The 14,783-nt window shown below is 53.5% G+C and carries 6 protein-coding genes; all 6 read right to left on the bottom strand.

Features of this window, described 5'->3' with window-relative positions:
* Positions 1-22: 22 nt before the first annotated feature.
* A complete protein-coding gene (locus B3007_RS09935) occupies positions 23-1,045 on the bottom strand; it encodes a DUF2804 domain-containing protein (protein ID WP_301378143.1) in 1,023 nt (340 codons plus the stop codon).
* A gap of 118 nt (positions 1,046-1,163) precedes the next feature.
* Positions 1,164-7,025, bottom strand: coding sequence for an OmpA family protein (locus B3007_RS09930; RefSeq protein WP_301378142.1), 5,862 nt, complete (start codon positions 7,023-7,025; stop codon positions 1,164-1,166).
* Between the two features lie 37 nt (positions 7,026-7,062).
* Positions 7,063-8,193, bottom strand: coding sequence for a DUF11 domain-containing protein (locus tag B3007_RS09925; protein WP_301180012.1), 1,131 nt, complete (start codon positions 8,191-8,193; stop codon positions 7,063-7,065).
* A 20-nt stretch (positions 8,194-8,213) separates the two neighbouring features.
* Positions 8,214-8,672 carry a hypothetical protein gene (locus B3007_RS09920; RefSeq protein ID WP_301378141.1) on the bottom strand — a complete coding sequence of 153 codons (459 nt, stop codon included), beginning with the start codon at positions 8,670-8,672 and terminating at the stop codon, positions 8,214-8,216.
* 14 nt (positions 8,673-8,686) lie between these two features.
* On the bottom strand, positions 8,687-9,667 hold the full coding sequence (locus B3007_RS09915) for a hypothetical protein (RefSeq protein WP_301180011.1): 981 nt from the start codon (positions 9,665-9,667) through the stop codon (positions 8,687-8,689).
* A gap of 10 nt (positions 9,668-9,677) precedes the next feature.
* Positions 9,678-14,450 carry a hypothetical protein gene (locus B3007_RS09910; RefSeq protein ID WP_301378140.1) on the bottom strand — a complete coding sequence of 1,591 codons (4,773 nt, stop codon included), beginning with the start codon at positions 14,448-14,450 and terminating at the stop codon, positions 9,678-9,680.
* Positions 14,451-14,783: the final 333 nt, after the last annotated feature.

Raw genomic sequence — 14,783 nt, 5'->3', positions numbered from 1 at the left:
CAGATAGAACAAGCAAAGATCATTACCAGCGCGCGTAATGGTCTTCGGCCAGTCCCCAGAGATTGTCGATATGGATGGTCTCGTGGGGAAGGTCGATCTCACCGCTGTATCTGCCCAGGTACTGGCGGAAGTTACTGGCGGCGATGAGGGCGTTCGTGTGATCGTGATAATTCACTACCGGATCGAAGTGGAGACGTACGCTGTTGTCGTGTGATGTGACTGACCAGCCAGAGTCTGTATCTTCTCGGTTAAACTGAAAATGGACGCCGGGCATGACCGTCGGTACCCCATCTATCCATAGCGTATTTTCACTGAAGCCAGTTTCGTTCACGCCAGCAGACAGGTTCAGCCCGATCTTACGTTGATCGTTCAGGCGCCCGGAAATACTGGCCCAGTTCCAGCTGGTTTCATGGCGCATGTAGCCACCTGTCCAGTCGACACCGGCCAGTGCCCGAAGTGATTCGAGATTATAGGTGCGACCTTGCCACTGCACTTCACCCTGACACACCCGAGCATTGCTTTTCTGGGTATATGTCCAGCCACTGAAGCCGGTGCGGGTACAGACCGACATCGGGAGGTAATGCGTGCTCTCATCGATACTGGCCCGAATACTGGTGCCATCGGCCATACTGACGCGCACCTGTCGCACGCCGGGTCGGTTACTGGCTTTTATGGTCAGTCGGTTGCGGCCTTTTACGAAGCTGACGATGTCCTGATTAGGTTGCTGCCCGAAACGAAGTCCACGACGGAAGGGGCGCGTGAACCGATATTCTTTCCAGCGTTCTGCTGACTGATCATACAAATACAGAAAGGCATGACTGGCGAAACGAAGGCGCACAATAGCCAGACCGATGAACAAAGGATCTGCAGAAATAGAAACAAACTGGAACTGATTAAAGTGCTGGTCGCGCTTTTTCGGCAGGATTGGCTTTCCCATCGGGGTGCGCAGCTTGTAGTCGCGAAAATTTATATCGCTGACAGGGGTGTCAAAGCGCCCAAAAAGAGGTTGTCCATGTTCATCAATCAGGCGGTCACGCGGCGTCATCATCTTTCCTGTAGCTGTTTACGCATGCGGCTATTAAAACAGAAAAGATGGCCTGATTAGAGGTGTCTTATGAGACCTGCGTCACACCCATTGAAGTCCCTGACGGGTGTGAGGCGTATTAACGGAAGGCGGCGCGCATGGCTGCCAGAGAATCCTGGTCGGCTTTGAAGCGCAGTTTCAGGTAGACACCCTGTGCGGTGAAGTTCGCGGCAGAGAAGTCGCTGTCGATGAAGCCCGTGAAGTTATAGCCCACGCCAACCCAGGTGTTAGTGGCTGGAATAAAGCCAACGGAGAGGCCTGCGCCGTGGCTTACCTGGCCTGCTTCGTAGGCGTGTAGACGGCGACCATGGGCACCGACATCCCAGCGGTCTGTCAGGTGGTGGCGCCATTCTGCGGCCATGAAATCGGTGGTCGAGGCGTAATTATCGCCATCGTATTGGTTAAGAACACGCTTGATGCCATATTGCCCAGCGAGCTGATCGCGGCCGGTAATCATCCAGTTCAGGTGCGCATTGTTAATCAGTTTGCGGGTACGGTCAGGGGCACCGATACCGCCGATGGTGTCCTGAACCCAGCGCGTCTGCCACAGCAATGCATACGGGTTTACGCGAGGGCGCAGGGCCAGATCAAAACGCAGGTCGAGTTGGTTTGCGTAGTACTCAGTGCCTGATTCATTGAACCAGTCGACGCTGCCGCCCGCCGCCAGCGCATCGTTCAGCGGATGATACAGATTACTGCGTGCTACCCACTTATCGAGGGTCGTGCCGTTGCGGTATTCGAGGCGGTTGTTCCACTGCCACTGCTCGGTTCTGAACGCCGAGCCTGCGTGGACTGCGTGGAAGTTTTCTGTGGTGGCATCTTCCACCGGCACGCTGTTCTCAAGGTCTTTGGATTGCTCAAAGCCAGCGCTCAGGCTCCAATTATCGTTGAGTAGGAAGTCCTGAGTTAAGCCAGATACAGCAAAGAGACGGTAGTTATCATCGACTTCAACCTGTTCAATGCTTTGTTCTGCGCGTGCGCCGGCCCAAGGCGTCGCGCGAATACCCATAATAGAACGCTCCGGCGCATCATCGCTGAACCCGGTTTCGTGCTCGGCGAAAATACTGTAATTGCGTGAAATCTGGTAATCAGCGCCAAGCAGCATACGATCGTAAGCATCTGAGCGTTCAGAGATATTTGTCAGAAGCTGGCTGCTCAGGGTCAGTCTATTATTCAGGACGCGCTGGCTATAGCCCAGGCTCAGCTGATCGGTATACAAGGTGTTATCCAGACTCTCCTGCTGAGCTGCAATCAAGCCCAAAGAAACCTGTTGGTTGTCGCTCAGGCGGTGAATCCAGTCGGTCTGAGCCTGATAGCTATCGAAGCCTGTGGTCAGACCCAGACGGTGGAAGGTCATGACCTGCAGGCGGTTATCATCATTGATGTACCAGTTACCTTCGATACCTTCTTTGCGGAAGTCATTTTCGCCGACGGATGTCTGGTCCAGACCAAAGCCATCTTCCTGTTCGCGGATATACGCACGGGCATCAAATTTATCGTCGCGGTGAGAGACTTCAACCAGATGAGCGTTCGCAGTATCAGTGTTACCGGAAACCACTTCTTCAGATTGAGCAATCTCGGCTTTGACTTCGGTTTTACCGAGTTTGAGCGTCGCGTCAGCAGCGCGCAGATGACGGTCGTCTCCGCTCTGGTTCTGCGTAATCGTCGTCACGCCGGCACGAACCTTATCGTCAAGCAGCTTTACGCCTGCGCGACCACCGGCGATGTAGCCCAGGTCTCCGTCTGATTCGACTTCGTATTCGACAACGATGTACTGAGGGTTAAAGCTGTCATCGGTGCTGGCGACTGGCCCTTTGAAGTAGAGCGTGCCGTCAGAGTAATCGATTACGTAATCGACGTTACGGGTCAGGGTGGTGGTCGACAGAATGTTCTCACTGCGGTAACGGTCACGGACGATCAGGCGAACCTGCTCGCTGTTGAGTACCAGCTGCTGATTTTTCAGGCGATACAGACCAGAAGTACCATCCCCCTGAATCTCCTCACGCATAAAGCCCTGATCCGTCTGGCTGACGAAACCGGAGAATTCAGCAATGTCGCCCTGATACACGGTCTGGATACCGGTCAGTTTACGACTGTAGCGGCCAAGCTCCGTGACGGTCAGGTTGGTGTCGATATCACCAAATACTGTGTAGAAACGCTCTTTTTCAACCCGGACATACAGTTTACGGGCTGAGCTGGCATCGAGTTGCTGCTGGCTGGCGTCACCGTAGAGGGTGTAATACCGGTCTGGCTCAATGAGGCGCGCGAAAGGCTCGGCGTCTTCTTTGCCCGAGTCGTACGCTGCAGTGACCAGCCACTCGCCCAGAACCTGACCCTGAGCGAAGAAGGCCAGACGCCCGTCGTGGTAAATGTTGTCATCAACCCCGGCGGCTTTCATTGAGTCACTGTTGCCACCATTGGCGTTATAGCCGACGGCCAGATCACCCAGACCCACAAAGATCCATTCACGTTCTTTTGGCTTCAGCCAGGCGCGGATTTCGTCGGTCTGACCATTGCTGTGCTTGAAGCGCATGACCACCTCTCCCGAGCGGAAAGTCGGGGCCAGACGAATATGTGCAATACCATCCTGACCAACCTGATAGGCAGGTTTCTGCATGTCGGTCAGCGGACTGATCTCTTGTTCGCGTTGTTCACTATAGAGAGTGTATGGCTCAAGGATTTCGACCTGACCCTGAACGTTAGCGCGAATCGGGAAGCCTTCTTTGTCAGTCAGGCGCACGGCTACGACAGGTGGATTAATACCGTCGGCGACCAGCATGCTTTCGTCTTTTATAAACTCGGCCTTGGCTGGCGCTTCGGCAAAGTGCACGGTTTTCTTGATACGTTTGACGACACGACCGGCCGTATCCATCACTGTCACTTCGAAATGGTTAGGGCCAGACATCAGGTCAACACCACGCCATTGGCTGATCACCAGATCGCGGGTTTTACTACTGGTGTTGCCGTCGAAGTTCAGGGCACTCACAGGTTTACCGTTCAACGTCAGTGTGGCGCGTTGTTTCTTGGAATGAGATACCGCAATCTTGGTTGAGCTGATTGATGGGCTGCGATCCAGAGGTGGCCAGATCCACTGAGCTTCATCCGGCGCGGTACGGAACCAGTTTTCGTCATATTCAGGGATGGCCATTTCGGATGGCAGGCGTGCTGGATTACCTGCTGCTGTGGCTAATAGGCCGGTAAGTCCGGGAATCAGGGATTGTACTTTAGCGACCTGAACATCACTGCCAGCACTCGCCAGATCAACCACTGCATCAGCGTTGAGGACTTTCACTTCAACACGTCGGTTCTGTGCGCGGCCTTCGGCGGTTCGGTTTGAAGCAACAGGTTCAGAAGGCCCTCGCCCCTCAGCGATGATTTGTGAGCGTGGAATACCCAGTTCATTGGCGAGGAAATCCGCGACCGAGTCAGCACGCGCTTCAGACAGCACCTGGTTATTGGCAAAGATATGCTGCACGCGGCTGGAAATCCGTGAGCTGTCGGTGTGGCCAATCACTTTGAGTTCGAGGTTGCCGAGACCATCCAGTGCTTCAATCACATTCACCAGGTTCAGCTTATCTTCTTCCGTCAGAATGTCTGAGAAGTTGGCAAACTTTGGCGGTACGACAGGTTTCACGTTTTCTTCTTTCGGCGGCAGCACCAGCTTGATTGAGGTGCTGACCGGCTGAATCTGTTGCGGAGACTGAGCATCTGCCTGGAAGCGGGTGACCGCACGAGTGATGAGTTCACCCATGGGAGCGCGGTCACTGATGTACGCATTGAACTCAATGACGTTCTGCCATTCTTCAGGTTTGTCGTTCAGACGGTAAACGAGAGTACCGTAAGTGACCGTCGGGTCTTCAATCGCCCGGCCATCCAGTGTGCTTGAGCCAGTTTCGTATACAAGGCCCTCTGGTAGCGAAATCATGCCTGTCACATTCTGCAGGGGCAGGCCGTTGCCATCCAGTGTAAAGCGGTAACGTACCTTATGGTCAACCGGTGATGCGTATGGACGCTCGTTTATTTCTTCCGCTGTGAATGGCAGCAGAGCGTGGTCAAGTTGTTGGCGAATTTCGCCGACTTCCGGTTCGCGCATCTTCAGGAAGAAATCAACGCGCCAGAAGCTACCCGGCTGCACATCAACGAACTGGCTGTAGCTGCGACCAGCGTGGAAGCCGCGCTGCGGACACTCCATCAGTTCCATGTATGGCGGGATGGTGGCCGTGTCCATCTGCACAACGTGGGTGCCCGGAGTGACGTCTTCGATGTGCCATTCGCCATTTTCATCTGACACGACATAGGTGCCGTCTTCCATAAACAGGCGGATATCCGGGACACCGTCGACCGAGGCCTGGTTGCCTTCACAATCATCAAGGTAAATACGACCGAACAGGCGGGCCGTATCTTTGAAGAATTCATCGCGGATAATGACCTTAGCGCTGGCATCGTTTGCGACCAGTACATCGTCGTTCAGAGATACCCGGTTGACCACTTCACCTTTCGCCAGTGCTGTGACCTGCGCAACATAGGTCAGTTGCAGTCGCTCGAAGGCCTGGATGGTGGCAATGGGCAGGGTCAGGGTGCGACCGTCACGACTGAGGTCGAAGTCGACTTTCTCGTTGTTCAGGCGGGCAGAGCCTTCCATGTAGCGAAGACCGGCGGGCAGCTGGTCGACAAGAGTGACGTCGCTAGCATCAACTTCGTTGTTAACGAGGTTAATGGTGAACTTGAGGCTGTCGCCAATGCCGGCTTCATTGTAATCAGACTGCTTGCTCAGCAGCAGGCTGTTATCCAGCGGGTCAGCACCGATATCTGTGCGGAATACCTGATTGTTAACGCTGAACGTTTCGCCGCGCGAAATGCCTGTGACATCAAACGGGCCGTTGAGCGTATCGCGCAGGGTCTCGTCATCAATTTCCGAAGGCACCCGGAAGGTGGCCGGGCCTTCGATTTCAAGGAAGTAGTTACCGTCTTCAACGTACGGGAACCAGAACTGACCGGCAGCAAACTCGGGTTTCACCGCAGTGGCCTGTACACTGCCAGCCTGCATTCTACTGGCCTGAAGATTACCCGCCGGACCGCTGACAACCGTAACAGGGTAGGGCGTTACACCGTCTTCGTAGAATACCTTGTCAGTTGCTGGTAGTCCGGTATCTGCATTCATCAGAGTTACGCTGACACCGTTCACCGGGCTGCCATCGCTGGAGCTGAATACTCGGGACACCGGATTAAACAGAGTCTGAGCAGCAACGCTGTCGGCAGGGTCGGTCGGGTCGGTATAGCTTACCGAAAGCTCTGTGCCTGTCTTCACCGAAATAATACCGTCGTAGGGCTGTGTGCCCTGATTGGTATCCTGGCTCGGCAGGACGGCAGCGAAAATACCTGTATTATCGCCGGTTTCAAAAAGGGTCAGTTGTTCGGTATCACTGCCGCCTGGTGTTGTGATAGTCACAACTATGGTGTCCGGACGGGCGGGATTCAGGTTCTTGTCCTGATCTTCAACAATGATGATGACCGGCTCACCTGCACGGTAACCGAATTCATCATCCGAAATATTTACGGTGGCCGGGAAGTTAATGGTGTTGCCATTTTCATCTTCAAAGCCGGTATACGGAGTAAAGTTACCCTGCCCATCGCCATAGTCGGTGCCATTGAGAGTTAATGGCGTGCCGTCGTCATCAATATGAGCAAGACGGATATTGGCTGGGGTAGGAACCACAGGACCCGGATTTACTTCCTGAGTCGTCAGGCTGGCCGAGTCACTGCGGGTAAAGCTTTCTGCGTTGACAGAATAGGTCGCGATAACCGTGTTAGTGATCTCTGTTCCGGTTGGCGTCACTGCCGCCTGCGCGGAGTGTGCCAGCAACACAGACAACAGGACGCCCAGAGCGTGCTTGGCGCTCCGGTGCAGTCGGGTTGTCAGTGTCGGGAACAGAGATCTCATTAACATTTTCTGTCAGTTAACCTGGTTAACCATCGTTTCAGTCAATCGTTACCTGGAAGGTAATGACGTTGGTTTCCTGATTCGCAGGGTCAGCATCGCCATCGACGGTGCCCAGATTCACGGTGACTGTGTCGGTACCAGCGTCGTAGCTTGCAATTGCCGCATCGACAGCAACCGGGGTCGTTGCACCGTCCATTGCGACCAGCAGGCTGTCTGCTACGTAGGTGGTATCAGCAGGAATCGCATCGGTAACGACCACATTGGTCGCATCCGCGGTACCTGTGTTTGTCAGAGTGATGGTGTACTCAACTACAGCGCCAGGAATGGCTTTTGGATTATCCGTGCCGTTCAGAGGATCACTGATGATTGCCGATGTTTTGGTCAGGTTGCCCAGCCCCTCAAGGTTCGGGAATACCAGAAGCAGCACATCGGTGAGTATTTCCTGGTTGTCAGCGTCGGTGTCGGCGTAGACCACTTCGATGCTGGTCGCACCGTTGGCGATCGCTGCGTCGTCTTCAGAACCGTTGGTCGGATCGTTGTCGCCAGTATCCAGCTGATATGTCGTTCCGTCGATGGTTGAAGCGACACCGTTGACCGTGACTGTGGTCAGAGCGACATCTTTGTCTGCGCCATCGATTTCCGCCTTCGGTACTGTGATAAATACAGTAATTGTCTCGTCGGCTAGCACTTCTGCCGTCGGGCCGGTGAGCAGGGTATCGGCGGCGTCAAGGACTCCGGGTGTTCCATTTACAGGATCATCAACGTAGTAACTGTATGTCGTACCGGTATCGATGTTATCCGTGTAAGTGGTGCCATTAACGTCAAGAGTCGTGCCTGTTTCGTTGCCAGCAGCCACAGTGAACGACGTTGGCGAGTTACCATCGTTGGTAATCTGAACCGCAGCAATGGTTACGTTGTCAGCCTCAAGAGAGGTCTGATTGGGTTCTGTGGTCAGCAGACGCGTCAGGGCATAGTCGACTTTGATGTCGACGTTGAAAACGTCCTGAGCCTCAACAGCATCCTGATCTACTCCATTTATCTGGTAGTTCAGAATGGCCGTGTTAGTGACCTCGGTCCCGGCAGCAGTTCCGGCGGCGTGAACCTGAAACGACATTGTACTGAGTGTTGCCAGTACAACGGGGCTGATCAGTTTTACGTGCTTATTCATATTTCACCTCCAGCCTGGGATTACTTAACCCGGACCTGAAATTCGACAAAGCCAGTTGCAGACGGCGCTAAAGGCGCATCAACAATCCAGCGAATACTTTGGATATCTTTCGCACCGGCAGGGCGGATTTCGCCGTTTTCCAATACGTTCAGCTCACTCACAGGAGCAAACTGAGAACCATCCACCGACAGGGTGATGGAGGTACCTGCGCCGTTGGCACTGTTCATGATGTAAACAGTGTTTTCCGGCACAGGGTTCTTGATGGTGACGCCACTGACCGGCTCGCTTCCGGTGTTGACGTACGTGATGCGGTAGCCGACTTTGTCGCCAGGAGCGATTTTGTCGGCTTCCAGCCACTCTTCAGCCACGCTTCCGTCGTCCTGGGTAGCCATCACCACCTTATAGGGCTGTGATTCCAGGCTGACTGTGGCAAATGCCGACAAAGGCAGGAGCAGGAGTAATGTGGTCAGTAAGCGCATATGTCACCTCAATATCAGTTGATTTCAGCCTGAAGGCGGATTTCTACCGTTGTGTTTTCAGTCAGAGTGCCCAGGGTTACTGACACGTCAGAACCTGCAACGTCGACTTCGTCGTCACCGGCAAGGTCAGTTTTTGCTGCACCGTCGATCGTTACGGAATCGGCTACCAGCGTCATAGACAGTGGAATGGAGTCAGCCACGACCAGGTTGTTAACGTCGCCGTTTACCGCAGTTGCAGTAATCAGGTAAGTAACGATGGTGCCTGGGATGTCAGTCGTGCCACCGAATGGGTCAACGCGGCTCTCAATAGATTTATCCAGATCGATGTAGGCATCAGTGATCAGAGTGCCAACCACGAAGGTACCTGTGTCTGTATCGGTAACCGCAGTACCAACCACAGCGCCTGCTGGAGTGTTGGTGCCCTGACCTGGCAGCAGAGTACCCGGAGCAGCGGTTGCAGCGCCCGGCGTTGCTGATGTCGCAGTCAGTTCAAGTTCAGCTTGCTGGCCAGTCGCCGCAGTACCTGGGATGTTACCCACGATAAATACGGTGGCTGACTCGTCAGCGTCCAGTACCAGGTCAGCAGTGACTACCTGATCGCCAGTGTTGAACACGCCGTCGTTGTTGCTGTCGAGGTAAACAGTCACGCTTTCAGCGTCAAAGTCATCACCAGCCAGGTTGGCTGCTGTCAGGGTGAAGGCTTCGGTACCGTTACCTGTGTTGGTGACGGTAAACTCCAGCACCTGATTCGCACCGCCCGGCTGAGTTTCTACCGGTACTGTGTTTTCGGCTGTGACGTTAACGTTAATCAGCTCGGCAACAGTGATATCTGGTGCTGTTGCTGATGTGCTGCCAGGGTTGCCCGTTGCCGGGTCATCAAAGGTAGCGGTTGCGGTGTTGGTAATGATTGAACCTGCATCTGTACCTGCAGCCCAGGTTGCCGTAGAGGCAGCCAGGCCCGCAGTCAGCAGGGCGATTTTACTGATGGTCTTCATAGGGATCTCCTTAGTTGACCTTTACTTGATAAAAAATGCTGAATTCAGGACTGCCGTCTTCGTCCGTACCCGGCATAGAGCCTCCGAGACGGATTCGGATATCTGTTATCAGCGGATCGAAACCTTCGGCATCCGGCGTTGGCTGGTAGTCAAACGTCGTGCCGTTGTTGTTTGAGAACTCGATGTCGTCTGCAGTCGATGTCAGGTTTTCAAAATTCAGGGTCAGGGTGCTGGCGGTCGCGCCTTCTGTCAGAGTGATGGGGCTGACACTGGCGTCAGTACCAACGAAGAAAGCCGTGTCAGCCGGTAAGCTGTCAGTAATGGTGACTGTATCTGTGTCGGCGGTACCCTCACCTGTGTTAGTCACCGCCAGTTCATACTCAATCAGAGCGCCTGGAATGGCCTTAGGGTTGGCACTGCCGTTAATCGGGTCACTGGTTACCTGAAGCGATTTATTCATGGTCAGCTGCGCCGGTTGAAGCAGAGGGACGGTTACCGTCCGTACGTTAAATACGGTGCCTTCGTAGCCTTCATCAGCCCTGACGGTGAACAACCAGTCGCCGCTCTGAGCGTCGGATGCTGTGGTGTAGGGGTACTCAACTGTCACGGTTGATGGCGTGGTATTCACCGAGGACATCACAGCCAGGCTGACGGGAACCTCACCACTGGCAGCATTAATGGTCAGGCGGGTATTCGTAACGTCGTAGGCTCCAAAGGGGTCAGTGACATCTGCACGGACAAAATATGCGGTTCCAGGATTGATTGAACTGACAGGGCTGCCATCTGGGTAGGCCTGATCGTATAGCTCAACAAGATCGACACTGATCACTGTGTTAGAGGTCAGTGCCACCAATGAAATAACGCCATTATCAGAGCTGTAGACCCTGAGGTTGCGGTACTGAGGGAAGTCTGCAGAACCGCCAACCCGGCTCTGGGTGACAGCCAGACGCAGGGCATCCCCAGCGAGTAAAGGCTGGTTGCTGGAGACGGCCATATCAAACTGGAAGGTCCGCACAGAATCACTTGAGACAGTATTCGCTGCCGTCAGCAGACTCACCTGTTGGGTATCTGACGCAATGGTTGTTGAAGACCCGTTGCTTACTCTGATCAGAGAGACGGTTACGTTGTGCTGATATTCGTTGTTATTGCCCTGGCCTGCCGTCAGGTTGTTCTCGAGGCGCAATGTCACCGGAATAGGGCTGGAGTAATCCAGTTCCACATCGGTCTGGAGTGCCGGAGTCAGGGTCCATTGAACCGTCTGCTGATCATTCACTACCTGAAAACCGCCTGACGTATCGGCAATCCGGGTCAGGGTACTGTCGGGTTGCAGGTACAGGGGCTTATTACCGCTGTTGCCGAGGGCATTGTTGATAGTGACTGTGGGCGAGGTCATCGGATAATTGACCGCCGGATTACCCACAGTCGCGACGTTGGTAATGGTCTCACCGTCTTGCGCCCCGGCGGAAATAACAGCGTCAACGACAACATTCACTGTTGCCCCGGCAGGAATCGTCAGGTTACTGATCTCGACGATGCCAGTGCTATTGTCACCAGCAGGTGCAGGCTGACTGTTATTGATTGAACCACCTGGACGGCTGAACACACTGAATGAGGATATCAGCGCTGGCATCGGGTCGGTCAGAGTCACAGCGGTCGCGTTGAAGTTACTGCTGTTCGACAGACTCATGGTATAGCGCAGGGTGTCTCCGGGCAGGACCTGACCACCATTGAGATCGAGCACGCTTTTGACTGATGAGGACAGGTTCGCGTCCTGCAGCTGAACAGTAAGATCATTGGTATTGTTGGCCAGGCGGTTGTCGAAGTTCACGCCTTCAAGGCTGGCATTGCCACTGATCTGGCTTTGTGTGGTCGCCGACGTATCAAAAATAACGGTCAGGGGCGGTGCTTGATTACCGACAGGGATAATCTGATTGTAGGTACACAGCAGCTCACTGCCGCTGACTGAACAGTTCCAGTCAGTACCTGAGTAACTATCGAGCGTCAGGCCGTCATTCAGTGGGATGCGGATGACACTTCCCTGAGGCGCGTCCAAAGGACCATTGTTTGACGCGGTGAAGGTATAGATTGCATCGGCTCCGCGGGATATGCGGGCAGGTGCGCTGGTATCCAGTATGAGGTCGGAGACAGGTTCATTCGGTACACTGATGATTTCTGCAGTAAGAAAAACCAGATCCTGACCGGAAGAGTAGGTGGTTGTTACTGAGGTGTTACCCGGCGTTAGATATTGTCCTACCTGAAAGTCATCAATATCGACGCCCGGCGAGTTACCTTTGATATTCGAGAACGAATTAAACTGATTATTCGTTGGATTACCTCCATCGGTGAGGCTATTGCCCTCGAATACCAGAGCCTCATTCTGACCATTGAAGCTTTGTGAATTGCTATCGTCGCCTTCCCAGGTGATGTGCGCGTGTTTCGCGCCGAGAGATTGGGCGTTCTGCGAAATAATAAAATTATCGGGGGCTAATGTAATCGACTGCCCACGGAACGAGCGGAAGCCATCGTAGAGGTTAACCACACGTAGCGGCTCACTGGCATTTTCATAGATAATCAGAAGTGCCCAGCCACCGTATGCTGTCGCATAATCGCAGTAAGGGGTCTGTGCTCGCGTGAAATTTACACCACTGACTGTGTATGTGCCCGAGCCGTTGACCAAGCCGGTGACATTAGCGCGCGAACTATAGTAAATGGAATTAAAGCTTTGCCCCTGTTGTCCAGGGATGACGTAAGACTGCTCGTACGTATAGCCCGCAGTGACCTGAGCGCCATTCAACGTAGCCGTGTTGTCGGCGTTACCCGAACCGGACCAATACAGGTAAGCAGCTTCGACGTTGCTTCCCGCGGGAAGTGTAATGGAATCGCTTGACGAGGCCAGGGGAGTCTGACATCCATTCGTACCCTGACGGAAATGGCCACCTAATAACTCGTAATTCAGATTGCCCGCGAGGCTGTCCCGCAGAAGGATTTCGCCATTGCTCAGGCTCTGCGAGGCCACCGTAATGGGTGGAGCGGCGATTTGCGTATCGGAAGAACCCGAGCTAACCACTGCTATATTGGAGATTACAGCACCCTGTGGCGCACTGGCCGAGACCGTCGCATCTATAACAATTTCTTCGCTGCCGTTGGCGGCAACCGACATATTATTGATGACCACAACGCCAGTGCCATTAGCCCCCGCCGTCGCTGGCTGGCTGTTGTTAACACTGCCCGCAGGCTGGCGGATAACATTAAAGCCGTTTATGTACTGCGGCATATTGTCGGTGAGCGTCACGTTGTTGGCGTTGAAGCTGCTGTTGTTGATGAGGTCAATGGTGAAACGGAGAGTGTCACCGGGGTAGAGCTGACCACCATTGAGATCGATGACGCTTTTTACAGACGCAGAAAAATCCGCATCCTGAATATCGATGCTGACCGCGTCTGTGTTATCGAACAGGTTGTTGTCAAAATTGACGCCGCTGACTGTGGCTTCCGTCGTGACGCTGCTGGCGGTACTGCCTGAGGTCGACAGCAGCATGGAAAGCGGTGGCGTTGTGGTATTAATGGTCAGAGGTGAGTTATAGGTACATGTCACTTCTGAGGTGTTTGCGGAGCAACCCCAGTTCGTACCTTCGGCACTGACGAAGCTGGTATCAGAGCCCAGGGGAATGGTGACGACGCTTCCAGCAGGCTCATTACTCGGCCCCTGGTTTGTTACTGATAAGCTGTAGGTAATATCAGAGCCACGGGATACGAGGGTATCGAAGCTCTGAATATCGACCGCCAGATCGCTGACAGCTTCATTCGGGATACTGATGATTTCGGCGCTGAGGAAAACCCTGTCCTGACCAGAGGAATACGTTGTGGTGACGCTGGTCTGGCCTGCCTGCAGGAAATTACCAATCTGATAAACATCAAGGTCTACCCCTGATGTGTTCGAGCTGGTGCTATTGGAGTACGAGTTAAACTGATTGCCCGCGGGATTGCCCGTACCAGTCAGGTTGCTGCCGTTGAAGATCAGAGCTTCGGACACACCGTTGAGTGTCTGAGAGTTCCCTGTGTCACCTTCCCAGGTGATATGGCCGTGGCGACCTTGTTTCAGTGAAGGATTGTCAGAGACGATAAAGTTGCTTGGGGTAAGAGTAATTGATCTACCCCAGTAATCGCGGAAGCCGTCAAACAGGTTGACCACCCGCAGAGGCTCATTGGTATTCTCATACACCACCAACAACGCCCAGCCGCCATAGACATTGGCGACATCACAGTATGGCTGGCTGGTATCGAAGGTCAGACCGCTAACACTATAGATACCAGAACCATTGATTCGATTACTGACATCCGCGCGGGCACTGAAGTAGTTACGGTTTTCAACAACCAGACTGTAGGAGACACCCGCATTTACTGTGGCGCCGTTCAGAGACACTGTATTGTCGGCCTGGCCTGAACCCGACCAGTAAAGATACGCGGCACGAATGGTACTACCAGCCGGAATCTGTAACGCGGCGCTGGAGGATTGCAACGCCTGGCATTGGTTGAATGAGCTGCCGTCTCTCAGAGAGGCCCCGGTCAGAGCAAAGGCAATGTTGCCTGCATAGCTTTTATACAGCTCTATCTCTTTCGCATGGGAGAGGGCGCTGAAGAAAAGTAACTGAATCGTGATAACGCAGAAAACCAGAGCGGATATCCATCGGCTCTGGTTATGGTTGGCACAAGACACCCGCCCGCAAATACTAGCAGGTAGAGCCAGATTCAAATGATTACTTCCCCAAGCAATATTATGCGTCACGCACTCGCCGATGACTGCACACCGGTTAAATTGCGTCACAAATCGAAATTTTGCGTAATATTAAGGCCGGTAATGTTACGCGTCAATTAACTGATAAAGTGTTAATTAAATGAGAAATATACGTAAAAACAGTTAGTTGGCGAAGATCTCTACAACTGAGTGGTAGCTATGTTGTAATTCTGACAGTTTGGGTCTTATTGTTGCGTAAATCATCCTAATAACGGCGAGGAACTCACATTAAGATCGCTCTGTCGGGATTGGCCACTCCGGAGAACTGTTTGTCAGGTGAGTGTAAATCAGCAATATCGGGGGGGGTTTCCTGCCAGTGGTATC

This window comes from Thalassolituus sp. UBA675 (genome assembly GCF_002297765.1).
Taxonomy (GTDB): Bacteria; Pseudomonadota; Gammaproteobacteria; order Pseudomonadales; family Oceanobacteraceae; genus Thalassolituus.
The sequence above is the reverse complement of the archived record's forward strand: the minus strand, read 5'-3'. Positions and strand labels throughout refer to the sequence as shown.